This is a genomic window from Embleya sp. NPDC055664 (assembly GCF_053618075.1).
Window position 1 is genome coordinate 73217 of the sequence record NZ_JBSHGZ010000003.1, and the last position, 23680, is coordinate 96896.

Consider the following 23680-nt stretch of genomic DNA (forward strand, 5'->3'; position numbering starts at 1 on the left):
CCTACGTCGCGTGCGGGGGAGCGGTCGCGGCTCGCGGTCGGATCAGCGTCTTGCCCAGCGGCCGACCACTCACCTGGTCGCGCAGTACGGCCGGGAGTTCGGCGAGGGTGATCTCCGCGGTCACCAGGCGCTCGACGGGCAGCTTCGGCAACACCGCCAGCGCGGCGGCGAAGTCGGCGCGGCCGGTGCCGTAGCTGCCGGCCACGGTGACCGGCCGGCCCGCCCAGGTGGTGCGCACCGCCTGCTCGCGGCGCCGAACCCGGTCCAGATCGCAGGCCAGGTCCGGGAGTCGGTCGCCCGGGGCGGTGCCGCCGTAGAGCAGGACCAGACCGTCGGGAACCAGCGTGCGCAGGGCCGCGGCCAGAATCTCCGGGCGCACGAAGCTGGTGGCGATCACGGCGAGCGCGAAGGCCGACGACGGCAGACCCACGCTCGGCCGCACCTCGAAGCCGCGCGCCCTCAGGAATTCGCTGCGGTCGGCGCTGCGATTGGCCAACGTGACGTCGGCGCCCGCGAGTTCGGCGAGGCGGGCGATCCACAGACCGGCCGCGCCCGCGCCGAACACCACCATGCGCCGACCGAGCAGGGGGATGCCGGTGTGCCCGACCAGGGCCGCGACGCAGTGCTCGGCGCAGGCCAGCGGTTCGGCGAAGACCGCCTGCCGGTCGGAGAGTTCGGTCGGGATTCGGGGTAGCGCGGCGGTCAGCCGGTCGGCCGGGCCGGCCGCGTACATCTCGGTCGCGAAGCCGCTGGTGCGCGCGAGCGGCACATTGGGATCGAGGCCCACCCGGGCACCGACCGGCAGCACCTCGGGCAGGGTGGACTCGGCGACCACGCCGACCAGTTCGTGGCCGAACTGACTGGGACCGTGCCGCTCGCGGGCCACCTCCTTGAGGTCGGAGCGGCACAGACCGGCCAACTCGACCCGGATCCGCACCCGGTGCTCGCCCACCGGCGGGTGTGGTCGGCCGAGCCGCAGGTGCGGGCCGTGCGGGCCCAACTCGACCCTCATCCCGCCCGATCCGGGCGAGCGGTGCCGACGCGGGACGCGGGTGTGGTCCGCCCGACCGCTTCGGCGGCCACCACCGCCAGTGCCTCGCCGAACCGGTCGGCGATCAGGTGCGCCTCCGCGGGGGTCAGGATCAGCGGCGGACGCAGTTCGATGACATTGCCCAGCCCGTGCTCGGAGACCCGGGTCAGTACACCCCGTGCGTGCAGCGCGCGCTGGAACGCGTGGGCGAGTTCCGGGGCCTTGCCCCCGTCCGGGCGCACCAGTTCGAGGCCGAGCATCAATCCGGGCCCGCGTACGTCGCCGAGCATCGCATGATCCCGCCGCAGAGCACCCAGCCGTTCGGTCAGGATCGCGCCGGTCCGGCGTACGTTTTCCAGGAAACCCGGACGCCGGACGATCTCCAGTGTCTTGACCGCCGCCGCGGCGGCCAGGTTGTGGCCACCGTAGGTGAAGCCGTGCAGCGAGCGATCCCAGTCGGCCATACGCTCCTCCGTCAGGATGGCCGCGAGCGGCAGTCCGCTGCCGGTCAACCCCTTCGAGACGGTCATCATGTGCGGCACCACGCCGAACAGATCGGCCGCGAACATCTGCCCGGTGCGGCCGAACGCGGTCTGGATCTCGTCGAAGATCAATACGATCCCGTGCTCGTCGCACAGGGCCCGCAGGGCCGGGAAGTAGTCCGGCGGAGGCACGATGTTGCCGCCCATTCCGCTGATCGGCTCGATCAGGACACACGCCACGCTGCCCGAACTGGCGTACGTGATGAAGTCCTCGATCCGGCTCACGCACAACATGCCGCAAGTGTCCGGGGTCTGCCGGTAGAAGCAACGGAAGCAGTAGGCGTCGGGCACGTGTACCGCGCCGAGCGGCGGCATCTGGAACGGTGCCCGCATCCGACTGCTGCCGTTGTACGCGGCGGCGGCGATGGTCTGGCCGACATGGCCCCGGAACGGCACGATCACGTCACGCCGGCCGGTGTGGTGCTGGGCGATCCGGATCGCGCCCTCGTTGGCGGTCGAGCCGCCGCTGCTGCGCAGGTTCACCCGGGTCAGACCGGCCGGGGCCAGTGCGGCCAGGTCGCGCATCAGGCGGTCGGTGGACTCGGTGCGAAACGACGAGGAGGCGAAGACCAGTTCCTCGGTCTGCGCCCGGACGGCGGCCATCACCTCGGGATGGTGGTGGCCCAGGATCAGATTGAACGTCCCGGACACGCAGTCCAGGTATTCCCGGCCGCTCGCGTCCCACGAGCGGATGCCCTCGCCGCGCACCAACTGCGCCTCGCCCAGCCGGTATTGCGCGACCCGGGCGGTCGCGGCGGCGCGCTCCTCGGCCGACTCAGTCATCGCGGTGGTCCGCGTCGAGCCGCTCCAACTGGGTGCGGACCCAGGCTTCCAGCGTCCACGGCTCGGCCACCTTGCGCCGCCGCTCGGCCGCCGCCGCCCGTTCGGCGGGGGACGCGGTCAGCGCGCCGATCAGCGCGTCGGCCTGCTCGACCAGGTCGAACGGGTTGATCGTGCGGCACACCGGGCCCAGGATCTCCGCCGCGCCGCACATCTCGGACAGGATCACGTCCGCGTCGCGCTCGTTGACCAGCGGCGCCTCGAAGGTGCTCAGATTCTGGCCGTCCACCGTCGAGTTGAAGATCAGCGCGTCGGCTCGGCGGAAGCAGCCGATGGTGTGCTCCACCTCGTTGTCGCAGTGCAACCGCACGGTGTCCGGGCCAAGTTCGGCGTTCGCCTCGGCGATCGTGTACTCCACGCGCCGGACGTAGTCGGCGTTCGCCTCGACGTAGAGCCGGTTCGGATTCATCCGGACCAGCATCCGGGAGGACCGCACCGCGGGCTCGCGGCGATGGGCGGCCACGAAGGCCCGGACGGCGCGTTCGGCGTTCTTCATCGGGTCGGTCCGGCCGCTGTGCACCACCAGGGGCGCGTCGCCCACCCACTCCGCGATCCCCGCCGGCAGGCGCGGATGGTCCGCGTCGAGCGCACGCGGACTGTAGCCGAGCGGCATGGTGCGCACCCCCGTGCGCCGGCCGCGCCATCGGATCACGCCCGCGTTGCGGTCCACGTCGGCGTCGGGTATCAGATCCGCCACGCAGTCCAGGAAGTTGCGGCACCACCGCTCGGCGAAGAAGCCGATCGTGGTCGCCGGCAACATGCCTTCGAGCAGGCCCACCCGCAGCGCGCGGGGCAGGATCCGCCAGTAGTCGGGCGAGGGCCAGGGGATGTGCACGAACAGCAGGATCGGCGCGTTCGCCCGCACCGCGCGCAACCGGGCCGGTACACCGACGAGTTGGTAGTCGTGCACCAGGTACACCGGATCGGCGACGTCGGCCGAGTCGGCGAGCAGGGCACCGGCGAAGTCCTCGGTGAACTCGGTGAATCGTTCCAGGGCGGTATAGGTCTCGGCGCCGAAGGTCGGCGTGGTCCACCGGTCCCAGCCGTAGTTGTTCGCGGCCCACATCAACTGCGCGGTCATGAAGTTCTGCACGACGTCGAAGGTCTCCCGGTCGTGCCGCAGCAGTCGGACCCGGATGTCGCGGCCCGAACGCAGGCGCAGATTCAGGCCGTTCGGGTTCTCCCGGGCCGCCCGATGATCGTCGTCGGTGTCCGCGCTGGCGATCCAGGTCACGTCGAGCACGCCCGCCTGTTCGGCGACCACGTTGCCGGTGCCACCGGGCGCGAGCCAGGGACGCAGCGCGCCGGTCACCGGATCGGGAGCGAAGCTGACCGCGGCACGCTTGCTGGCCAGGAACAGATGACGGTCCATCAGGGCTGGTCCCTTCCGAGAGCGGCTGAAGCGTCGAGAGCGGCCGACGCGTCGAGGGCGGCGCGCGGCGCAAGGGTGCTGGGGTCGGCGGCCGAACCGGGGGATCCGGAGGGCCCGATCGAGCCCGTCGGCCCGACCACGGCCGCGATCAGCGCCGCGTCGGCCGCGAACACGTCGACCGGGGCCAGGCCGCGCAATTCGGGTAGATGCGCGGCGCGTTCGCTGTGCAGACACGCGTTGCGCGGGCGGCAGGCGTACCCGGTGTCCCGCTGCGGTACGGCGGTCACCAGCGCCGGGTCCACGCCGTGCACCGCCGCGATGTGCCGGGCCCACTGCACCCGGGACAGCCGCCGCGGTCCGCCCAGATGCACCACGCCCGTGTGCGGCGAGTCGAGCAGCGCGGCGGTCCAGGCTGCGACGTCGTCGATCAACACCGGGGTGTTCCAGTGCTCGTCCGGCACCGCCACGGGCGCGCCCGCGCCGAGCCGTTCGGCGCACGTGGTGAAGAAGTTCGGCCGCAGTCCGGCCCGGTCCCAGCCGTACACCAGGCTGACCCGCAACACGAGCGCGTCGCCGCCGGCCAGATAGGCGGCCTCGGCGGCGAGCTTGGCCCGCCCGTAGGCGTTGGCGGGCGAGGTCGGCGCGGACTCGGCGCAACTGTCCGCGTGGCCCGGGAAGACGTTGTCCGTGGAGATCAGCACCATCCGCGCGGCCCGCCCGGCCAGCGCCGCCACCACGTGTCGGGCCCCGGCGACGTGTACCGCGGCCGCGCCCGCCGGATCGGCCTCACACCGGGTGATGTCCGAGGGCCCGTGCGCGGCCACCACCGCGTCGGGACGGACCGCGTCGACCACCGTGCGCACCTCGCGCGCATCGGCCACGTCCACCGGAAGCCAGCGCAGTCCCCGGGTCTCCGGGGTGCGGGGGCGGCGCCGCGAACCGAGCACGACGCCGTGGCCGAGGCGGGTCAACCGGGCGCCGACGTGGCCGGCTATGTACCCCGATCCGAACAGCAGGACCCGGGTCATCGGGCGACTCCCTTCCGGTGCGGCGGACGTGGGTGGTGCGGCGGGTCGGAACGATCACCTTCGCGACGGTCACCCTCGGTGGAGCGGTCACCGTCGGTGGTGCGGCCGGAGCCGCCCGGATCGTCGGGATCATCGGGATCGCCGTCCGGGCCGGACGTACCCGGGCCGGTCTCGGCGGGCAGCAGTCGCAACGACCGCGCGCCCACCATCACCACCACCCCGCACAGCGCCACGATGCCGAGGACCGTACCCAGGCCCAGCCGACCCGCCAGGGTGCCGACCAGCGGCGGGGCGCCGAGGAAGCCGGCGTAGGACACGGTGGTCACCAGCGAGATCGCCTGCGGGCGCCGGCTCGGGGCGACCGCGCGCCCGGTCGCGGCGAGCAGCGTGGGCAACACCGGTGCCAGGCCGACGCCGGCGAGCGCGAAGCCGGCGAGGGTGGTCGGCGTGGACCAGGCCGCCGCCGCGAGCGCCAGGCCCAGGCCGCCGAGCGCGCCGCCGACGACGATCAGCGGGGCGTCGCCGACCCGTTCGCCGCGCCACTGGGCGAGCATACGGCCGGCGGACAGGCCCGCCATGTAGACCGCCGGGCCGCACGAGGCGAGGAACGGGCCGGTGCCGAGGTTGTCGGTGAGGTGGATCGCGCCCCACTGCTCGACGGTGTTCTCCATCAGCAGCGCCGTGCCGCCGACCGCACCGACCACCGAAAGGGCGATCAGGAGACGGCCGTTCGCCCGCTCGGCGCGCTCCGATCCGGGTGGTCCGGCCGCTTCCTCCTGCCATCGCCGGCGGTCGATCGCCGCCGCCGCGCTCAGCGCGACCAGAACGGCGATCGTCACCAGGATCGCCCGCGCCGACACTCCCGCGTGCAGCGCGAGACCGACCGCCGGGGCGGCCAGGACCATCGCGAGCGGGGTGGCCGCCTGGACCCGGTGGAACAGCCGCTCGCCGGTCAGCGCCTCGCGCGCGGCGGTGGTGGCGTTGAGCGCCACCTCGATCGCCCCGCTCGTCGCGCCGATCAGCAACAGCGCCGCGGCGAACGTCCAGCGCGACCCGGCCACCGCGACGGCGAGCGTGCCGAGCGCGAACCCGAGGGTGACCAGGGGCAACGTACGCGGGCCGAGCCGCCGCGCGAGCGGCCCGGTCAGCAACATCGCGGGCACCGCCGCGACCGGGACCGCGAACAGCGCCAAGCCCAGACTCCCGTCGTCCAACCCGAGTTCGTCCTGGAGGGTGGGCAGCAGCGCGGCCCAACCACCCCAGAACAGTCCCCAACTCGTCGCCGGGGCAAGCAGACCGAGCACACCGCCGCCGTATCGCATGCACACTCCGTCCGTCACAGGTGACCGAGAGTGTCGCCCACCGTATCTCTCCACCACTACCCCGAGCCGGCCTTCCGCACCGATAGCGTGATCGGCGGCGGGCGATTTCGACGGACTGCGGAGGCTTTCGACGGTGGAGTACTGGGCGATCGACGCCGGCGGCACACGCACCACGGCCAGGGTGGGCGACGCGCGGTACACCCGGGAGTCGGTGAATCCCGCGTCGGCGGGCGCGGCGGCCGAGGCGACGCTGGCGCGGCTGCTGGCCGAGATCGCCGCGGACCTGGCCGGGGCACCCGCGCTGGGCTGGTTCGCGAGCGCCACGATCACCATGGACACCGCGCCGACGGAGATCGATCGGTTGGCGGTGCTGGCGCGCGAACAGGGCCTGGTGGGGCGGTTGGTGGTCTCCGGGGACGTACCGCCGCTGCTGCTCGCGCCGCCGACGGCCGGACGTGGGGTGGTCGTGGTGGCCGGGACCGGGTCGGCCTGCGTGGCGGGCTCCGGGCCGGACGCGGGGCCGCCGGTGGTGATCGGGGGCTGCGAGTATCTGGGCAGCGACGAGGGCAGCGCGTACGCGCTCGGCGCGGCCGGATTGCGGGCCGCCGTACGCAGCGCGGACGGGCGCGGGCGGCCGACCACGCTGTTCGCCGCCCGGGGTCCGCGCGAACTGGCCCGCCGGCTGGCCGCGGAGCCGTTTCCCAAGAGCGCGGTGGCCGCGTTGGCGCCCGAGGTGTGCGCGGCGTGGCAGGCGGGCGACGCGGTCGCGGGCGAGGTGGTGCGGGCCGGCCTCGACGATCTGGTCGACGGGGTCCGCGCGGCCCGGGACGCGGCGGGCCTGAGCGGCACCTGGCGCGTCGTGCTCAACGGCGGCGTGTTCCGGGGGTGTCCGCCGTACGCGGCCGAGCTGAGCCGGCGCGTGGTCACCGAACTCGGCGCGGCCGAATCGCCGACCGTGATCGCCGATCCGGTGGACGCGGTGTACGCCGCCCTGCGGGCGAACGAGGGTTCGCCGCCCAAGGGTTGGGCACACATCCGCCACCTGTGAGGAAGCGAGACGCAACCGAACGAGGGGGACCGCCGATGACCCGAAACCCCACCGGAGCCGAGCACCAAAACCCCACCCCACCGGCCCGAACCGCCGCGCCCACGGCCCGAGCCGCCCCCTCCACCGCGCCCATTCGGCTCGGAATCTGTCTCGCCGCGCTGGCGCCGTTCGGACCGGCGGGGGCGTTGGCGGTGGCCCGGGACGTCGGGGTGGACGTCGTCGACCTGCCGGTCGACCGCGCCTTCGCGCTCGTGGACGCGGCTCGCCTCGAGGATCCGCGCCATCAGCGCGACGTGCGGGAGCGGTGCGCCGCGGCCGGCGTCGAGGTCGGGTGTGTGAGCAACAGCCGGGACACCCAGCTCGTACTGGGCCCGCACGGGCCGCACACCGACGCGGTGTTGGTCGGCAGCGCCGAGGCCAAGCGGGCGTTCGGGGTGCGCGCCGCGCTCGGGACGGTGCGGTTCGCCGCCGGGGTGGGCGCGCCGCAGGTGCGGCTGATGCTGGGCGTGCCCGATCTGGCCCGCTGGTTGTCCTGGTCGGGCAGCGAGGTGAGTTGGCAGGACAACGTGGACGCATGGGTGCACGCCGCGCGCCCGGTGCTGGAACTGGCGGACATGCTGGGCGTACGCGTGGTGATCGAGCCGCATCCCAAGCAGGTCGCGTACGATCCGGCCAGTACGCGGGCGTTGCTCTCCGCCGCGAGCGCGGTGCATCTGTGCGTGGACCCCGCCAACCTCGCCGCCGTCGGATACGACCCGGTGGCCTGTGTCCGCGGCTGGGGCCGGCGACTGGCCGCCGTGCATGCCAAGGACCTCCAGCGCTGGGCCGACACCGAACCGCCGCGCGGCGCGGGCTGGTCGCGCTACGGCCCGGGCCCGGCGATCCGGTTCCGTGCCCTCGGCGCCGGCGCCCTGCCCTGGCCGGCCATCGTGGCCGCGCTGCTCGACGACGACTACCGGGGAGTGATCTACGTGGAACACGAGGACGCCCTACTGCCGACGGAGCAGGGCATCGCCAATTCGCTGGCGCTGCTGCGCACGCTGATCCCCGCCGGCGTCGCCCCGGGGCGGACCTGGTGACGCTCGATGGAGTACGCGGCGGCCTGCTCGCGGGCGGCCTGGGCGAGCGTATGGGCCCGCTCACCGCGACCGTCTGCAAACCGCTCGTTCCGTACGCCGCGAGCTGCCGCCTGGTCGACTTCAGCGTGGCCAACGCGATCCGTTCCGGCCTGCCCGAGCTGGTCCTGCTCTCCCAGCACCGCGAGTCCGACCTGGTCCGGCACCTGATCGCGCACTGGGACGAACACCCGGGCACCCGGCTGCACTTCGGCCCGCACGACGCCCTGGCCCGATCCGGCCCCGGCGCGATCCTGCCCGCCCGGCCCGCCGAACGCGGCACCGCCGACGCTTTGCTGGCCAACGCGGAATACCTGTTCGCCCCCGGCGCGCGTGATCTGCTGATCCAACACGCGGACCACGTCTACGTGTTCGACTATGCGCCGATGCTGGCCGCGCATCGTGCCGCCGACGCCGACTGCACGATCGGCGTACAGCGCATCGAGCGCCGCTGGGTGCACCTGTTCGGCATGGTCGAGACCGATCCCGACGGCCGGGTCCGAGCCCTGGTCGAGAAGCCCGTGCGGCCGACCTCCGACCTGGTGTTCACCGCGTTCTGCGTGTTCCGGATCGCCGCGCTGCGCGAGGTGTTGGCGGTGCTGGCGGCGCGTGGCGAGGCGGGTTGGCAACACGACATCAGCCGCGACGTACTGCCCGCGATGATCGCCAGGGGCGACCGGGTGACGGCATATCGGGTGGCCGACCACTGGGCCGACATCGGGACCGTCGAGCGTTACCGGGACGAGCAGTTGCGGCTGCTCGACCGGCCGCACCCGATCCCCGCCGACCTGCTGCCGCGCACCCTCGCGGGCCTGGGGGAGGGGTTCCCCAGGTACGCCGACGGGAGTCTGCTGGGCACCGGGATACCACCGGGGACGCGGGTCGAGGGCAGTGTGCTCCACCCGGGCTGTCACCTCGAACCGGGCGCGACCGTACTGTGCTCGGTGGTGCTGCCGGGCGCCACGGTCGCCGCCGGCAATACGGTCCGCGATGCCATCGTCACCCCGAGCGGTGTCCTGACCCCGACCCCGCCGGTCAGGACACCGCACGATCCAGCTCTTCCGCCGTGATGAACGACGTGTGCGTACCGGCCGTGCGGACCGCGTGCGCCCCCGCATGGGTGCCCGCGGCGGCGCACGCGGCCCAGTCGCGGCCGGCGAGGTAGGCGTACAGGAATCCGGAGACGTAGCTGTCCCCGGCCCCGTTGGTGTCCACCACCTCGTCGGCCCGCATGGGCAGCGCCGGTACGTGCCACAGCGGCCGGTCCGGCACCACCAGATAGCTGCCCCGACCGCCCGCCATCGCGATCACGATCTTCGCCCGGCCCCGGGCGAGCAGGTCCCGCGCGGCCTCCTCGACCCGGTCGCCGAGCCGGTTCGTGGAGGTGAACACCAGTTCGGCGCCGTAGGCGAAGTCGGCCCGGCCGGGGTCCTTCCCGTCCCAGCCGTGCAGGTCGGTCGAGGTGGACACGCCCGCCTCGACCGCCTCCGCCAGCGCGGCCCTCGACCAGCCGCCGATCGACACGTGCGCGTGCCGGGTCCGGGCCAGCGCGGGGCGGTACAGATCGGGGTCGACCACCAGGTCCTTCGGCAGCCGGCTGTCGTGCAGCGAGAGTCGTTCGCCGTCCGGGCCGACCAGGTTCACGCTGCGTGGGGTGCCGGCCGGGTCGGTGGCATGCGCGAAGGACAGGCCGTGTCGCGCGTAGTGCGCGAGCACGAAGTCCGCCTCCGGGTCCTCGCCGAGCACGGCGGCGAGGTGCGTGCGCAGTCCCAACGCCCGACAGCCCAGGGCCACCCCGTTGCCGGTGTGCGCGACATAGCTGCGGATCGGCGGCACCTTGAAGTCGCTTATCGGCAAGGGAAGTTCCGGCACCCGTACGATCACGTCCACGCCGACCCCGCCGACCACGAACACATCCAGCCCGGCGGGTTCAGCCATCGGTACCTCCGTGGGTGCGCGCCAGGGTGGCCTCGGATCCGGTGGAGACCACGAGCGCGGCGTGGATCTCCTCGTCGGTGACGTCGTCGGTGATCACGGTCTCGCCGAGCGCGGTGGGCAGTACGAAACGCAGCCGGCCGTCCCGGATCTTGCGGATCTGCCCCAGCGCCTCGACGGTGGTCGCCGGATCGAGCGGCGCGGGCAACGCGGCGAGCGTGGTGGGCAGTCGCACCCGGTCGAGGAGTGCGGTCACCCGGGCGAGCAGGGCCGGGGCGAGCAGCCCTCGACGTTCGGCGATGCGCGCCGCGCAGGCCATCCCGAACGCGACCGCCTCGCCGTGCAGGACCGGGCCGTAGCCGGTCGCGGTCTCCACCGCGTGTCCGATGGTGTGTCCGAAGTTCAGCGGCCGGCACAGGTCGCGTTCGTACGGATCGCGGGCGATCAGGCGGCACTTGAGCACGCTGGATGCATGCACGAGGGCGGCGGTGGTCCCGGGTTCGGTGGCCAGTACGGCCGCGTGCCGGTGCTCGATCAGTTCGAACAACTCGGGTGAGGCGATGATCCCGGTCTTGATCGCCTCGGCCAGTCCGGCGCGCAGTCCACGATCGTCCTGGGTGCTCAGGTAGCCGACGTTGGAGACCACCGCGCGGGGTTGGTAGAAGGCGCCGATCAGGTTCTTCGCGGACGGGTGGTCGATGGCCACCTTGCCGCCCAGGGCCGCGTCCACGTGTGCGAGCAGCGTGGTGGGCACGTTGATGTACGGCAGTCCGCGCATGTACGCGCTGGCCACCCAGCCGACGGTGTCCATCACCACGCCGCCGCCGACCGCGAGCAGGATGTCCCGGCGGACCAGCGAGGTTTCGGCCAGCCAGTCGAGCAGCGTGCTCGCGGTGCGCAGGCTCTTGCTGGCCTCGCCGGCCGGGAAGGAGGTGGCGACCACGTCGAGTCCGGCGGCGATCAGGCGTTCGGTCAGGCGGCGTGCGTGTAAGGCGAGCACGGTGTCGTCGGTGACCAGCGCGACCCGGCGGCCGTCGATCTCGGCGCACAGGCGCGCGAGCGCGGTGTTCTCGTCGAGGCAGACATGGACCGGATATGTGTCGAGCCGCCGAGCGGTGGCCATGATCGGATCGACCCGGCCGCGAGGCAGCGCCAGCTGTTCGGACACTCGGACGTATTCGGTCATATATTCACACCCCGGCGGCTCAACGAAGACGTCGCAGACAATCCGGATATTCGCTGCCGAAATAATTACGGCGGGTGCTACGAAAAGTCAACAAGGACTCACCCAGAGTGCGCCCGCGCGGGTATAGCAGACCGTTCGACGCTATTCCCGGGCATTCGCCGATTCCGGAAACTTCGCCCGGAAACGACCTCTAGGCGGCGGGCCGCGCCGGATCCGGCGTCGCGGTGGTCGAGGGCGCGGTGGCGGTGATGTGCTCCTCGTGGTCCTGCCCCCACACGCCCAGCGGCAACAGTGCCTCGTTGAGCGACTCGCCCAGCGGGGTCAGCGAGTAGACCACCTTCGGCGGGACCTCCCGATACACCTCGCGGTGCACGATGCCCCGCGTCTCCATCTCGCGCAGCTGCTGGATCAGCATCTTCTCGCTGATCCCGGGCACCGCGCGCCGCAACTCCCCGAACCGCCGCTCCTCGGTGTGCAGCGCCCACAGGATCAGCGCCTTCCACTTGCCGCCGATGACGTCCATGGCGGCGTCGAGACCGCACTGGTAGCGCCGAGCCATGCGCCTCCCCCTCCTCGGACAGTTCCTTACCGACAGGTAGGTACTGCCGCACATTGTCCGTACGTATTCGGCCGAAAGCAAAGGAATCCGCCGGGAGAGCGTGTGGCTGCGCGGCGGCGGCCGGGGTTCGGGTGAGCATGGGGGGATGGCGGAGACGAATGTGTCGCGGGTGTTCGAGGTCAGTACCGGGCGGCAGGAGCGGGTGTACGACCTGACCGGGATGTGTGCGCGATTCCTGCGCGAGGCGGCGGCGGGGCGGGACGGATTGCTGAACGTTTTCGTGCCGCACGCGACCGCGGGGGTGGCGATCCTGGAGACCGGCGCGGGCAGCGACGAGGACCTGCTCGTACTGCTCGCGGATCTGCTGCCGGCCGACGACCGATGGCGACACCGACACGGCAGCCCCGGCCACGGACGCGATCACGTGCTGCCCGCGCTGGTCCCGCCGCACGCGACCCTGCCGGTGATCGCGGGCGAACTCGCGCTGGGCACCTGGCAGTCGGTCACGATGGTGGACACCAACCGGGACAACCCGGACCGCACGGTGCGGTTGACCTTCCTCGGCTGAGCCCCGCCGGCCGGGCCCGGCCGGCCGATGGCGGGCCCTCGCCGCGTGGCGTGAATCCGCCCCGGGGCGCGCGGTCGGCGCGGTCGGCCGGGGGAGTGATCCGGCCAATCCGTCCGACCCGCGCATGGATCGGTCCCCTTCTGGATATTTCTCGTATCGGTTCGATCAGGCTCCGTTTTCCGTTCGGTCACGTGGTTTTCACCAGGAAATGCGAGACATCCCTCCGCTTTCCGCGATCACCCGCCCGACCGACCGAAAGACACGACCGATGCGGGGGAATTCCATATGCCGAACACCGAATCGACGGATTTGCCGAGTTCGGATATCCGGAGACATCGGGCTTTTCGCCGGACCGGCCGATGCCCCGGCTCGCCGCCGGCCGCCGGGCGGATCCCGGGCCAGGCTTGCTGGGCCCGGGCAAGCCCGGGATCCCGGGCGCCCGGGAGCGCCGGTGGCGGCGGAGAAATCCCACGCGGTGTCCCCGGCGGGCGTCGCGAGCAAAGGTGGCGAATTTCGTGATCTCGGCCGAGTCGACCGAAACCAGCCGGGCGCTTTTCCACCGGGCCCGACTGTCCCTGGCAGGCGGAACGGCCTCGTCCGGCCGGATCACCACCACCGGGTCCTATCCCTATCCGCTGTATATCGCGCGCGGAAAGGGCGCGCACATTTGGGACGTGGACGGGAACGAGTATGTCGACTACCTGATTTCGTACGGCTGCGCGGTGGTGGGGCACGCCAATTCGCGGATCGCCTCGGCGGTGGCCGACGTGTTGGCCAACGGCACCATGTTCGGCGCGGGCACCGTGCCGGAGATCGAATTGGCGGAAACCATGCGGGCGATGATCCCGTGCGCCGACCTCGTCCGGTTCGCCAACTCGGGGTCGGAGGCCATCCAGGGGGCGATCCGCGCGGCGCGCGGCTTCACCGGCCGTGACCGGGTGCTGAAGTTCGAGGGCCACTGCCACGGATGGGCCGACACGCTCGCGGTCTCCACCGGGCCGCCCGCCGCCGAGGCCGGACCGTACGCGCGACCGCGCGCCCACCCGTACTCGCCGGGCGTGCCGAAGGGCGTGCTCGCCGACGTGGTGGTCTGCCCGTGGAACGACGCGGAGATCCTGCGCGAGGTGCTGGACGCGCACCCGGGCGAACTCGCGGCGGTGATCTGCGAGCCGATCATGGCCAACAACGCGTGCGCCATGCCCGTGCCCGGATACCTGGAGACGCTGCGCGAGGAGTGCACCCGGCGCGGGATCCTGCTGATCTTCGACGAGGTGTGCACCGGCTTTCGCACCGGACCGGGGGGAGCCCAGGGGTTGTTCGGCGTGATCCCCGATCTCGCCGTCTACGCCAAGGCACTCGGCGGCGGCCTGCCGATCGCGGCGTTCGTCGGCCGACAGGACGTGATGAGCGAGATCGGCGCCAACCGGATCAAGCACGGTGGCACGTACAACGGTTCGCCGCTGTGCGCGGCGGGCGCGCTGGTCACGCTCGGCGAACTCGGCGATCCGGCGGTGACCGCGCACATCGACGCGGCCGGTACCCGGGTGATGGAGGCGATCCGACGGGCCGCCCGGGATCGGCGAATTCCCTGTGTGGTGCAGGGCGTCGGGGCGATGTTCCAGGTGGTTTTCTCCGCCGACGGTGCGTCGACGCGGGCCGGTGGGGGCCCGGCCGTGAACGACGACGCACGCTACGCGCTGTTCCGATACGCGTTGCTGGAGCGCGGAATCCATGTCAACGCGGCCGGTTCGGCGTGCTGGTTCGTCTCGGCGGCGCTCACCGACGACGACGTGGCCGCCGCCTGCGCCGCCGTGGACGCGGCGTTCGTGCTGCTCGCCGGCGTGTGAGGGGGAATCCTTCGGCTGTTCGGGGGGTGGTCGGGTGTCGTACGCGCGGGTCGGCCACCGGGCGGCCGGCGCCATGACTAGCCTTACGTCACCGTCCTGATGATCGGGGCGGCGTCCCTCACACAGGTAAGGATTCGCCGATGGGTTTGAGGAGTCTGCTGCGCAACGTCTTTCGTTCGCGGGCGTCCCGCGAGACGGCGGAGACACCCCGGGCGACGGACGCGGTCGTGGAGCCGGCGGCACGCCCCGCACCGGAGCCGGCCACGGCGGTCGAGGCGAGCACGGCAGCGGAGGCGAACCACACGTCGGACGCGCCGACCACGCCGGAGCCGGAGTTCGTTCCGGAACCGCCGGCCCTGACGAAACCGGAGCCGGAACCGGAGCCCGTGCGGGCACCCGAGCCCGAGCCGGTACACGTACCCGAGCCCGAGCCCGTCGTCGCCGAGTCGGTGGTCATCCCCGAGTCCCGGGCGGAGTCGGTCGCCGCCGAGCCCGCTCCGGTGTCGATTCCCGTACCGGCACAGTCGATCACGACCCGTGACGAGGCGGAGCCGACCGAAGCCGAGGTGGTCGTCACGCCGACCGCCGAGGTCGAGTCCCCGGCAGCGGAGCCCGAGGCGCCCGCCGCCGAGACCGCGCCGACCCCGGCCGCGACGCCCACCGCGGTCGCCCCCGTCCCGTCCGCCCGCGCCGAGGAGCCCGCGCCCGCGACCTCGGGCCGCGCCGAGGCCGCCGCGGCGGCCGTGGCCAAGTGCGGCCTCACCGGCCGCAGCGTCGTGGTCTACCTCGTCCTGGACCGCTCCGGCTCGATGCGCTCCTACTACAAGGACGGCACCGTCCAGCACCTGGCCGACCAGACGCTGGCGCTGTCCGGGCAACTGGGCGAGGCCGTCGTCCCGATGGTGTTCTTCTCCACCGACATCGACGGCGTCGCCGACCTCGACCCCGGCAACCACGTGGGCCGGATCGAGGAACTGCACGGTTCCTACGGGCACATGGGCCGAACCAACTACCACTGGGCGATCGCCCGGGTGGTCGAGCACTACCGCGCGTCCGGCAGCACCGACCCGGCCCTGGTGATCTTCCAGACCGACGGCGCCCCGACGAGCCGGCCGGCCGCCGCGAAGGCGCTGTGCGACGCGGCCGGGCTGCCGATCTTCTGGCAGTTCCTCGGCTTCGGCGACCCCGAGTCCAAAGGCTTCGACTTCCTGCGCAAGCTGGACGAACTCACCGTGCCGGAGCAGCGTGTGGTGGACAACGCGGGCTTCTTCCACGCCGGGCAGGATCCGCGGTCGCTCGGTGACGCGGAGCTGTACGACCAACTCCTCCTGGAATTCCCGGAATGGCTGAACGAGGCGATCACGGCCGGCGTCCTGGCCGCGGAGCCGGTGGACGCGCTGGTCTAGCCACGCCTCATCCGGGCGTATCCCCGAGCACGCCCGACGGTCGGCCGAACAGTCGGCCGTCGGGCGTTTTTGATGGACGGTCAGGAGCCGGAGCGCGTCGTCACGCGGGGCTTCCGGAGCCGTCCGGGGCCTCCAGCGCCCGTACGGCCCGGGCGATGTCGTCCTCCGTCGCCTCCGACAGCACGACCTCCACATCGCCCCGGCGCACCACGATGTCCGGGCCGCCCGCGCCCGTGATCGGTGCGCGCGAGCGGCGCCAGCCGGCGATCGCGACCAGCAGGCCGGACAGGCCGATGCCGTTGCTCAGCACGACGTTGACCACGTCGAGGGTGGCGCCCATGGTGCCGGTCGTGTCGTCCTCGGCGTAGCTGGTCACGGCGCCGGCGCGGAGGTCGGGGTCCATGGCCAACCACCGCTGCAATGACGCTACTTCGATGCCTTCGTCGCCGACCACGCTCACCTGCACGAGCACTTGCCGCCACCCTTCGGGAACCGTCGGGAGCCCGCGCGCACGGCGGGCCGACCTGCCCGGCCATGATGCCGGCACCGATTCGCGCCGGGACGCGGGCCGGCGCCGAGCGTTATTCGGCGGCCGGTTCGGGCTCGGGAAGCACCGCGAACGCCTCGATCTCCAGCAGCAGATCCGGCCGGACCAGGGCCGCGACCTGCATCGCCGAACTCGCCGGCAGCCGCTCCGGGTCGATGTACGCGTCCCGGGCCGCCCGGACGGCCGGCAGGTCGGCGATGTCGGTGAGGAAGTAGGTCAGTTTGATCACGTCGTCGAAGGTCGCGCCCACCGCCGTCAGGCAGCGGCGCAGGTTCTCGAACACCTGTCGGGCCTGCGCGCCCGGGTCGTCCTTGCCGACCAGGGCGCCGTGTTCGTCCAGGGCGATCTGTCCGGAGATCGCGACCACTCGGCCGGTGCCGATGACCACGTTGGTGTACCCCCGGCCCGGCGCGACGCCCTCGGGCGCGGGGATACGGGTGAGCCGCTGCGATGTCGTCATGCGCCCATCCTCCCCCGCCGCGCCGCGCGCCCGCCACGCGCCCCCACGGCCCCGGCGTGCGCGCCCTATGCCTGCCGGCGAAGATCATCAATCCTGTGCGGGTCCCGTTTCACCTGATCGAGCGAGAACCGGCACGACGAAGGCCCGTTCGACCGTGCGTGACCCTACGGTGTGCCCTGGCGAAAGGGGCGCATCGATGTCACAACCCTTCGAACTCCCGGAGTTCTACGTGCCGTACCCGGCACGACTGAATCCGCATCTCGACGGCGCGCGCGTGCACTCCAAGGCGTGGGCCCGCAGGATGCGGATGATCGAGGGCTCGGACATCTGGGACGAGCACGACTTCGACTCGCACGACTACGCGCTGCTGTGCGCGTACACCCATCCCGACTGCGGCGGCCCGCAGCTCGACCTGGTCACCGACTGGTACGTCTGGGTCTTCTTCTTCGACGACCACTTCCTGGACGTGTTCAAGCGCACCCACGACACGGCCGGCGCCAAGGCATACCTGGAACGGCTGCGCGCGTTCATGCCGGTCGACCCGGGCACGCCGATCCCCGAGCCGATCAACCAGGTCGAGGAGGGCCTGGCCGACCTGTGGATGCGGACCGTGCCGAGCATGTCGCCGGCCTGGCGCGAGCGGTTCGCCGCGAGCACGCAGGCGCTGCTCGAGGAGTCGTTGTGGGAACTGGCCAACATCAACGAGGGGCGGGTGGCCAACCCGGTCGAATACATCGAGATGCGCCGCAAGGTGGGCGGCGCGCCGTGGTCGGCCAACCTGGTGGAATACGTCGCGAACGCCGAGGTGCCCGCCGTGATCGCCGCGAGCCGGCCGATGCGAGTGCTCAAGGACACCTTCGCCGACGCCGTGCACCTGCGCAACGACCTGTTCTCGTATCAGCGCGAGGTGGAGACCGAGGGCGAGAACGCCAACGCCGTCCTGGTCTTCGAGAAGTTCCTCGGCTGCGCCACCCAGGAGGCGGCCGACTCGGTCAACGAACTGCTCACCTCGCGCCTGCACCAGTTCGAGCACACCACCTTCACCGAACTCCCGCCGCTGTTCGCCGAATACGGCCTGGACCCGCAGTCCCGCATCGATGTGATGGCCTACGTCAAGGGCCTCCAGGACTGGCAGTCCGGCGGCCACGAGTGGCACATGCGTTCCAGTCGGTACATGAACGGCGCCACCGAGGCGGGCGGCACCCCCACGGTCCCCGGGGTGCCGGCCGGCCCGCAGGGCATCGGCACCTCGGCGGCGCGCATGCTGCCGGGCCTGGTGGCCGGACTGAACAGCGGCCTGCGCGGCTACACGCACGTGCCGTTCCAGCCGGTCGCACCGTACGAGATCCCGGACTTCCACATCCCGTTCGAGCCGCGCCTGAACCCGCACCTGGACGGCGCCCGGGACAACCTCGTCGAGTGGAGCCGGCGCACGGGCATCCTCGACGAGGGTGTCTGGGACGAGCGGGCACTGCGCGACTTCGATCTGGCGCTGTGCGCGGCGGGCATCGCACCGGCCGCCTCTCCGGAGCAACTCGACCTGGGCGCCCAGTGGTTGGCGTGGGGGACCTACGGCGACGACTACTATCCGATCGTCTTCGGGCGCTCGCACGACCAGGCCGGCGCCAAGGCCTACACCGAGCGGCTGAAGACCCTGATGCCGGTCGACGGCGAGGCCGCGCCCGCGCCGACGGACGCGATCGAGCGCGGCCTGGTCGACCTGTGGACGCGCACGGCGGGCCCGATGCCGCCCGCGTCGCGACGCAGGTTCCGGTGCACCGTCGACGACATGCTGGACAGTTGGTTGTGGGAGCTGGCCAACACCGCGCAGAACCGCGTACCGGATCCGGTCGACTACATCGAGATGCGTCGCCTCACGTTCGGCGCCGACCTGACCAAGAGCCTGTCCCGGCTGACCCACGGCGAGGTGGTGCCCGAACAGGCCTACCGCTCACGGGCGGTGCGGGCGATGGAGAACTCGGCGGCCGACTTCGGCTGGATGATCAACGACGTGTTCTCCTACCGCAAGGAGATCGAGGTCGAGGGGGAGCTGCACAACCTGATCCTGGTCGTGCAGAACTTCTTCGGCTGCGACTTCGACCACGCGCTGGCCATCGTGAACGATCTGATGACGTCCCGGATGCGCGAGTTCGAGCGGGTGGTGGCGACCGAACTCCCGGCCATGTACCGGGATCTGGAGTTGAGTTCGGCGGCCAGGGAAGCGCTGGACGGCTACGCGGCGGCGCTCGGCGACTGGAACGCGGCGATCCTGAAGTGGCATCGGGAGTGCAAGCGCTACGCCGACCCCAGGCCGCTGGTGCCGTTCCCGTGGCAGGTCGGGACGGGGCTCGCGCCGACCGCACCGCGGCCGGGGGCCGGCGCGATCGCACAGGGCGTGCGCTCGGGCGCGGCCCGGGCGCCGGTCGAACGGGCCGTGGCACCCCGAGTGGGCTACGGGCCCAAGGGGCTGGGCACTTCGGCCGCCCGACCGATCGTCCGCGTCGGGGTCACGGTGCACTGACCCCGACGCGATCGATCGGATCTCACCCGCCGGCCGCGCCGGCCGGTGCCCGACCGGCACCGGCCGGCACCGGAACGCCGAGGAGGTGGTCGACGAGCGCGAGCAGTACGTCGCGCCCCGACCCGCGCGTACGCACGTCACACGGCACGATCGGTACCTCGGGGTCGAGGTCGAGCGCGTCGCGAACCTCGTCGACGGTGTACTCCACCGCCTCGTCGAAGCGGTTGATCGCGACCACGAAGGGGATGCCGCGCCGCTCGAAGAAGTCGATGCTGCCGAAACCGGCCTCCAGGCGGCGGGTGTCCACCAGCACGATCGCGCCCAGCGCGCCGATCGCCAGGTCGTGCCACAACGACCAGAACCGCTCCTGTCCGGGCGCGCCGAACAGGTACAGCACCAGTTCCTCGGACAGCGTGATGCGGCCGAAGTCGAGCGCGACCGTGGTGCGCGACTTGGCCTCGATGCCGACGGTGTCGTCCACGCCGACACCGACCTCGGTCATCATCTCCTCGGTGTGCAGCGGCGGAACCTCGCTGACCGTGCCGACCAGCGTGGTCTTGCCGACCCCGAATCCGCCCGCGATCAGGATCTTGACCGCCGCCGCGCGCTCGGGCAGTCGGTCAGAGCCGAAGGAGACCATCACGTACCTTTTTCAGCAGGGCGGTATCGGGGGTGCGGGCCAGGGCCAGCGGGGCGCGCACGGTCACCAGGCCGTCGCGGAGCAGGTCGTCGACGAGCACCTTGGTGATGCTCACCGGCAGATCGATCAGGGCCGCCACCTCGGCGACGGCCTGCGGTTCCCGGCACAACTCCAGGATCCGCTGATGCTCGGGTTGGCGGCCGCGCCCGTCGCGGGGCTTGCGCCGCGGCCCCGGGGACGACTCGTCGGCCCCGGGGGACCGGACCGCGGGCTCGTCCGGGTCGACCGTGGTCACCAGGGTGATCAGGGTCAGGTCCGCGTCGCGCACCGCCTTGGTCCGCCCCCGGGTGAGCGTGTACGGGCGCACCACCGGGCTCGCGTCCTCGTCCCAGGACTGATCCCACCCGGATCTCACGCTCGACCGCCGGTTCGAGTGCCGCCCTCGTCACCGCGTGGTCGGGTGCCGAGGTATTCACCGACCTTCTTCACCAACATGTTCATCTCGAACGCGACCACGCCCACGTCCGCGCTCTGTTCGGCCAAAACGGCCAGATGCGCGCCGGTGCCCGCGGCGGTGAGGAAAAGGAAGGCGTCGTCCATCTCGACCAGCGTCTGGCGCACCGAACCCCCCGCGAAACCCCGGCCGATGCTGCGGGCCAGGCTCTGCAGGCCGGCCGCCGCGGCGGCCAACTGCTCGGCGTCGTCGCGCGGGATGGTCTCGGACCGGCTCATCAGCAGGCCGTCCTCGGACAGCACGATCGCGTGCCGCGTCTGGTGGACGCGCTTGACCAGGTCGGTCAACAACCAGTCCAGGCGGCTGTCGGTCGCGGTGGTGGCCATGCCGCCGGCGAGATCGTGCGTGTTCGTCATGACGGTTCCCCAGGGTGCGTGGTGCTTCCGGCGGCGGGGCGCGCGCCCGGAGCGGGCTCGGTCCCGGTTCCGGGTTCGGTCGCGATCGCGGACTCGTCGTCGGCCGCGGTCGGTTCGGATGCCTCGCGCGCACGTTGGCTCGCGAATCGGAACGAGGACAAGGTAGCCGCAGCTTCCCGCGGTGAGGAGGGCTTCGCCTCGGTTCGCGCCCCTCCCTCGCTCGTGGTGGTGGTCTCGGTACGCAGCGGCATCGGCAGGTTGCGCTGGCGCACCCGGCGGGGTAGCGCGCGGCGGCCGTCGGCGGTGGTCTCCTCGACGGCGGGCGTGGGTGCGGTCGCCGGGCGGGCGTGCCTCGGAGCCGGAGCCGGGGTCGAGACCGGCTCCGGGGTGGCGACCGGGCCGGGGTCGGTGCCGGTCGGCGCGGTCGGCCGTACCGACACGTCGGGTTCGGCGGGTGCGGGCTCGGTGTGTTCGGCGGGCATCGGGACCCGGTCCAGCGAGCGCACCACCGGCTCGGGATGCGGCCGACCCGGCGACTCCGGTACGGAATCGGGGCCTTCGTTCGCCTCGTGCGTCGAGGCCGCCTCCGGCTCCGAAGCCGGCTGTACCGCCGCCCCGATCGCCGTCGCCGCCTCGAACGGCCCCGCCGCGCGGTCCGGTTCCTCGGGGACGCCGCTCTCGCGGGTGATCAGCTCGTCGGGCACGAACACGATGGCCAGCGTGCCGCCGTAGGGCGACGGCCGCAACGTCACGCCGACACCCAACCGGTCCGCCAGCTGCGCGACCACGAACAGGCCCATCCGCACGTCGTCGGCGAGCGCGATCACGTCGAACGTGGTCGGCACCGCCAACTGCCGGTTGGCCGCCTCGTATTCCGTCTCGGACATGCCCAGGCCGCGGTCCTCGATCTCGATGGCCAAGCCCTTGGCCACCGCCGCCGCGCGGACATGCACCGGCGTGTCCGGCGGCGAGAACATCGTGGCGTTCTCCACGAGTTCTGCCAGCAGGTGGATCACCCCGCCCACGGCCGGCCCGGACAGCAGCACGTCCGGATCCGAGTACACCTCGACCCGGTGGTAGTCCTCCACCTCGCCGACCGCGCCGCGCACCACGTCCACGATGCGGACCGGGCGACTCCAGCGTCGGCCCGGTCGGTTGCCGGTGAGCACCACGAGGTTCTCCTCGTATCGCCGCAGTCGGGTGGCCAGATGGTCGATGGTGAACAACTCGCGCAGCAGCTCCGGGTCCTGGTGCCGGCGCTCCATCGTGTCCAACTCGCCGATCTGACGGTTCACCAGCGATTGGGTGCGCAGCGCCGTGTTGACGAATACCTTCGCGAAACCCTCGCGCTGTCGGGCCAGTTGTACTGCGCCGTCCAGCGCCGCGCGCTGCGCGGAGTTGAACGCGGAGGCGACCTGGCCGATCTCGTCACGACCCGCCTCCACCTCCGGCGCCTCGACCGCGAGGTCGACCCGCTCGCCGCGTTGCAGTCGCTCGATGACCATCGGCAGCCGGTGTGTGCCCAGTTCCACCGTCGCGTCGCGCAGCAGGAACAACCGACGCCGCACCGCCCGGGTGATCCGCCAGCACAACACGCCGCCGATCACCACGAAGGCGAGGCCGATCGCGCTGAGCAGGTACACCTGGTTCCAGGTGTCCGAGGTGGCGTCGTCGCCGGCCGCGAACACCTGGTCCACACGCGCGAAGTCGAAGGCCGAGGCCGGCTCGGCGAGTCGGTCGAGAACGCTGCGCCAGCTGGCCAGTTCGGCCGGGATCGGGATACCGCTGCCGGTGGCGCGCGCCTCACGCGGCGCGTCGACCGTCGCGATGATCGCGTTCTCCATCGAGACCAGGTCGTGCCAGGCCGGGTTCTGGGTCAGCGCCAGATAGCCGGCCCGTGACTCGGGCGGCAGGAAGGGCTCGATCTCGTCGTCGATCGAGTGCCGACGCACACCCACGTTCTGGACGAACGCGGCGTAGTCCGGCTGGCTCAGCCGTCCGGCGGGCAACGAGAACGACACCAGCGTGTCCTCCTGCGCCAGCGCCTCCCCGGCGCGGAACTGGATGACGAGGAACTGCCCGGCGTAGGTGACGTCGGTGTCGGAGGTCTCGGCCAGCGCCTGGACCACCGAGATCTGATCGGCGATCTGGCTCGTGTAGAACTTGATCCAGCGGTCCCGGCCGATCGCGCCGATGGCGTCCACCTGGCGGCGCGCGTCGGGGAGTTGCGCCAATTCCGCGGCGACCTCGCGGGCGCGGCGCACCGCGTTGCCCGGGGTCTCGCGCGCGCCGCTCTTGGCGAAGGCGACGAACTGCTTCACGGCCTCGTCGGTCTTGGCCCGCTGCCCGCGCAGCGCGTCCGCCGCGGCGGGCGTGGGCTTGGCCATCCAGGCCGCGGTCAGCCGCCGTTCGGCCTGGAGGGAGATCATCGTGTTGTAGCTGGGCGTGCCCGCCCGTTCGGCCACGGAGACCTCGTTGTCCAAACCGCTCGCATGATCCGCGAGCCGATAGGTCGCGATCGCCCACAGGGCGACCATCGACACCAGCGGCACCACGGTCAGCAGGACCAGCAGGGTCCGAATGGTGAAGGTCCGACGCGGCCGCGAGCGAGCCGCCCCGGTCCGGTCGGCCCGAGGGGCGCGCATCAGTTTTCTCATCGACTCTCCCGCAAGGGCAACCGGGCCCGAAATTGCGGTTGCCGCGACCCGGCCGAAGGTACCGGTGAGGCACCCGACACAATCCACGCAGTGTGCGTGGGGAACTTCCTACCCGTGCGTCACATACAGCGCACAAGCGGCGGGCGGCGGAGCGAATTCCGTACATAGGTTACCGAACGCGCATTCG

At 72.1% G+C, this 23680-nt stretch carries 21 protein-coding genes; 7 read left to right on the forward strand and 14 right to left on the reverse strand.

What is annotated here, in order from left to right; all coding sequences use genetic code 11:
- Window position 1 precedes the first annotated feature (1 nt).
- Genes ACWGR4_RS06065 through ACWGR4_RS06085 form a run of 5 tightly spaced genes read right to left on the reverse strand, consistent with a single transcriptional unit; the run spans window position 2 to window position 6134 of the window.
- Complete coding sequence (locus tag ACWGR4_RS06065; protein WP_452133038.1) at window positions 2-1012, reverse strand: alcohol dehydrogenase catalytic domain-containing protein; 1011 nt, start codon at window positions 1010-1012, stop codon at window positions 2-4.
- Window positions 1009-2355 carry an aspartate aminotransferase family protein gene (locus ACWGR4_RS06070; RefSeq protein ID WP_452133037.1) on the reverse strand — a complete coding sequence of 449 codons (1347 nt, stop codon included), beginning with the start codon at window positions 2353-2355 and terminating at the stop codon, window positions 1009-1011. The genes ACWGR4_RS06065 and ACWGR4_RS06070 overlap by 4 nt, the downstream gene beginning before the upstream one ends.
- Entirely contained in the window at window positions 2348-3784 is a 1437-nt protein-coding gene (locus ACWGR4_RS06075; RefSeq protein WP_380001174.1) for a trehalose-6-phosphate synthase, read from the reverse strand. Before ACWGR4_RS06075 ends, ACWGR4_RS06070 begins: the two co-directional genes overlap by 8 nt.
- Complete coding sequence (locus ACWGR4_RS06080) at window positions 3784-4812, reverse strand: SDR family oxidoreductase (RefSeq protein ID WP_452133036.1); 1029 nt, start codon at window positions 4810-4812, stop codon at window positions 3784-3786. The genes ACWGR4_RS06075 and ACWGR4_RS06080 overlap by 1 nt, the downstream gene beginning before the upstream one ends.
- Window positions 4809-6134, reverse strand: a complete 1326-nt coding sequence (locus tag ACWGR4_RS06085) for an MFS transporter (protein WP_452133035.1) — start codon at window positions 6132-6134, stop codon at window positions 4809-4811. Before ACWGR4_RS06085 ends, ACWGR4_RS06080 begins: the two co-directional genes overlap by 4 nt.
- 133 nt (window positions 6135-6267) lie before the next feature.
- Here ACWGR4_RS06085 and ACWGR4_RS06090 point away from each other — a divergent pair, with 133 nt between their 5' ends.
- From ACWGR4_RS06090 to ACWGR4_RS06100, 3 genes are read left to right on the forward strand one after another with little or no spacing between them, the layout of a single operon-like run.
- On the forward strand, window positions 6268-7182 hold the full coding sequence (locus ACWGR4_RS06090; protein WP_452133034.1) for a BadF/BadG/BcrA/BcrD ATPase family protein: 915 nt from the start codon (window positions 6268-6270) through the stop codon (window positions 7180-7182).
- Window positions 7183-7217: 35 nt separating this feature from the next.
- On the forward strand, window positions 7218-8261 hold the full coding sequence (locus ACWGR4_RS06095) for a sugar phosphate isomerase/epimerase family protein (RefSeq protein WP_452133033.1): 1044 nt from the start codon (window positions 7218-7220) through the stop codon (window positions 8259-8261).
- Window positions 8258-9367 (forward strand): sugar phosphate nucleotidyltransferase, encoded by a 1110-nt coding sequence (locus ACWGR4_RS06100; RefSeq protein WP_452133032.1) that lies wholly within the window; start codon window positions 8258-8260, stop codon window positions 9365-9367. The genes ACWGR4_RS06095 and ACWGR4_RS06100 overlap by 4 nt, the downstream gene beginning before the upstream one ends.
- Here the strand turns inward: ACWGR4_RS06100 and ACWGR4_RS06105 are convergent.
- The 3 genes from ACWGR4_RS06105 to ACWGR4_RS06115 all read right to left on the reverse strand — a co-directional run bounded on the left by ACWGR4_RS06105 (window position 9333) and on the right by ACWGR4_RS06115 (window position 11977).
- Window positions 9333-10235, reverse strand: a complete 903-nt coding sequence (locus ACWGR4_RS06105) for a carbohydrate kinase family protein (RefSeq protein ID WP_380001186.1) — start codon at window positions 10233-10235, stop codon at window positions 9333-9335. The genes ACWGR4_RS06100 and ACWGR4_RS06105 overlap by 35 nt on opposite strands.
- Entirely contained in the window at window positions 10228-11418 is a 1191-nt protein-coding gene (gene aroB, locus ACWGR4_RS06110; RefSeq protein WP_452133031.1) for a 3-dehydroquinate synthase, read from the reverse strand. Before aroB ends, ACWGR4_RS06105 begins: the two co-directional genes overlap by 8 nt.
- 190 nt (window positions 11419-11608) lie before the next feature.
- Window positions 11609-11977 carry a winged helix-turn-helix transcriptional regulator gene (locus tag ACWGR4_RS06115; protein ID WP_380001190.1) on the reverse strand — a complete coding sequence of 123 codons (369 nt, stop codon included), beginning with the start codon at window positions 11975-11977 and terminating at the stop codon, window positions 11609-11611.
- Window positions 11978-12122: 145 nt separating this feature from the next.
- Here ACWGR4_RS06115 and ACWGR4_RS06120 point away from each other — a divergent pair, with 145 nt between their 5' ends.
- The 3 genes from ACWGR4_RS06120 (at window position 12123) to ACWGR4_RS06130 (ending at window position 15798) form a co-directional block, all read left to right on the forward strand.
- Window positions 12123-12545, forward strand: coding sequence for a YjbQ family protein (locus ACWGR4_RS06120; protein ID WP_380001192.1), 423 nt, complete (start codon window positions 12123-12125; stop codon window positions 12543-12545).
- 515 nt (window positions 12546-13060) lie between these two features.
- Window positions 13061-14392: an aspartate aminotransferase family protein gene (locus ACWGR4_RS06125; protein WP_452133030.1), complete on the forward strand. Its 1332-nt coding sequence runs from the start codon at window positions 13061-13063 to the stop codon at window positions 14390-14392.
- A 140-nt stretch (window positions 14393-14532) separates the two neighbouring features.
- Complete coding sequence (locus ACWGR4_RS06130) at window positions 14533-15798, forward strand: VWA domain-containing protein (RefSeq protein WP_452133029.1); 1266 nt, start codon at window positions 14533-14535, stop codon at window positions 15796-15798.
- 100 nt (window positions 15799-15898) lie between these two features.
- Here the strand turns inward: ACWGR4_RS06130 and ACWGR4_RS06135 are convergent, their stop codons facing one another.
- Together ACWGR4_RS06135 and ACWGR4_RS06140 are read right to left on the reverse strand one after the other, a co-directional pair.
- Window positions 15899-16270: an effector-associated constant component EACC1 gene (locus ACWGR4_RS06135; RefSeq protein WP_452133028.1), complete on the reverse strand. Its 372-nt coding sequence runs from the start codon at window positions 16268-16270 to the stop codon at window positions 15899-15901.
- Between the two features lie 109 nt (window positions 16271-16379).
- Window positions 16380-16805, reverse strand: a complete 426-nt coding sequence (locus ACWGR4_RS06140) for a RidA family protein (RefSeq protein WP_452133027.1) — start codon at window positions 16803-16805, stop codon at window positions 16380-16382.
- Window positions 16806-17001: 196 nt separating this feature from the next.
- Between ACWGR4_RS06140 and ACWGR4_RS06145 the strand changes: the two genes are divergently transcribed.
- Entirely contained in the window at window positions 17002-19326 is a 2325-nt protein-coding gene (locus ACWGR4_RS06145; RefSeq protein ID WP_452133026.1) for a terpene synthase family protein, read from the forward strand.
- A gap of 22 nt (window positions 19327-19348) precedes the next feature.
- Here ACWGR4_RS06145 and ACWGR4_RS06150 read toward each other — a convergent pair whose 3' ends face one another.
- The 4 genes from ACWGR4_RS06150 to ACWGR4_RS06165 are packed head-to-tail and all read right to left on the reverse strand — an operon-like array spanning window position 19349 to window position 23493.
- Window positions 19349-19966: a GTP-binding protein gene (locus tag ACWGR4_RS06150; RefSeq protein ID WP_126643058.1), complete on the reverse strand. Its 618-nt coding sequence runs from the start codon at window positions 19964-19966 to the stop codon at window positions 19349-19351.
- Complete coding sequence (locus tag ACWGR4_RS06155; protein ID WP_380001206.1) at window positions 19947-20381, reverse strand: DUF742 domain-containing protein; 435 nt, start codon at window positions 20379-20381, stop codon at window positions 19947-19949. Before ACWGR4_RS06155 ends, ACWGR4_RS06150 begins: the two co-directional genes overlap by 20 nt.
- Window positions 20378-20836 (reverse strand): roadblock/LC7 domain-containing protein, encoded by a 459-nt coding sequence (locus ACWGR4_RS06160; RefSeq protein ID WP_078974301.1) that lies wholly within the window; start codon window positions 20834-20836, stop codon window positions 20378-20380. The genes ACWGR4_RS06155 and ACWGR4_RS06160 overlap by 4 nt, the downstream gene beginning before the upstream one ends.
- Window positions 20833-23493 carry a sensor histidine kinase gene (locus ACWGR4_RS06165; RefSeq protein ID WP_452131734.1) on the reverse strand — a complete coding sequence of 887 codons (2661 nt, stop codon included), beginning with the start codon at window positions 23491-23493 and terminating at the stop codon, window positions 20833-20835. Before ACWGR4_RS06165 ends, ACWGR4_RS06160 begins: the two co-directional genes overlap by 4 nt.
- Between the last annotated feature and the right edge of the window lie 187 nt (window positions 23494-23680).

Coding starts and splice junctions, on each gene's coding strand:
- ACWGR4_RS06095 (WP_452133033.1), top strand. CDS start 7,218: ATGACCCGAAACCCCACCGGAGCCGAGCACCAAAACCCCACCCCACCG.
- ACWGR4_RS06120 (WP_380001192.1), top strand. CDS start 12,123: ATGGCGGAGACGAATGTGTCGCGGGTGTTCGAGGTCAGTACCGGGCGG.
- ACWGR4_RS06075 (WP_380001174.1), bottom strand. CDS start 3,784: ATGGACCGTCATCTGTTCCTGGCCAGCAAGCGTGCCGCGGTCAGCTTC.
- ACWGR4_RS06085 (WP_452133035.1), bottom strand. CDS start 6,134: ATGCGATACGGCGGCGGTGTGCTCGGTCTGCTTGCCCCGGCGACGAGT.
- ACWGR4_RS06065 (WP_452133038.1), bottom strand. CDS start 1,012: ATGAGGGTCGAGTTGGGCCCGCACGGCCCGCACCTGCGGCTCGGCCGA.
- aroB (WP_452133031.1), bottom strand. CDS start 11,418: ATGACCGAATACGTCCGAGTGTCCGAACAGCTGGCGCTGCCTCGCGGC.
- ACWGR4_RS06150 (WP_126643058.1), bottom strand. CDS start 19,966: ATGGTCTCCTTCGGCTCTGACCGACTGCCCGAGCGCGCGGCGGCGGTC.
- ACWGR4_RS06070 (WP_452133037.1), bottom strand. CDS start 2,355: ATGACTGAGTCGGCCGAGGAGCGCGCCGCCGCGACCGCCCGGGTCGCG.
- ACWGR4_RS06105 (WP_380001186.1), bottom strand. CDS start 10,235: ATGGCTGAACCCGCCGGGCTGGATGTGTTCGTGGTCGGCGGGGTCGGC.
- ACWGR4_RS06165 (WP_452131734.1), bottom strand. CDS start 23,493: ATGAGAAAACTGATGCGCGCCCCTCGGGCCGACCGGACCGGGGCGGCT.
- ACWGR4_RS06160 (WP_078974301.1), bottom strand. CDS start 20,836: ATGACGAACACGCACGATCTCGCCGGCGGCATGGCCACCACCGCGACC.
- ACWGR4_RS06115 (WP_380001190.1), bottom strand. CDS start 11,977: ATGGCTCGGCGCTACCAGTGCGGTCTCGACGCCGCCATGGACGTCATC.
- ACWGR4_RS06140 (WP_452133027.1), bottom strand. CDS start 16,805: ATGACGACATCGCAGCGGCTCACCCGTATCCCCGCGCCCGAGGGCGTC.
- ACWGR4_RS06145 (WP_452133026.1), top strand. CDS start 17,002: ATGTCACAACCCTTCGAACTCCCGGAGTTCTACGTGCCGTACCCGGCA.
- ACWGR4_RS06130 (WP_452133029.1), top strand. CDS start 14,533: ATGGGTTTGAGGAGTCTGCTGCGCAACGTCTTTCGTTCGCGGGCGTCC.
- ACWGR4_RS06080 (WP_452133036.1), bottom strand. CDS start 4,812: ATGACCCGGGTCCTGCTGTTCGGATCGGGGTACATAGCCGGCCACGTC.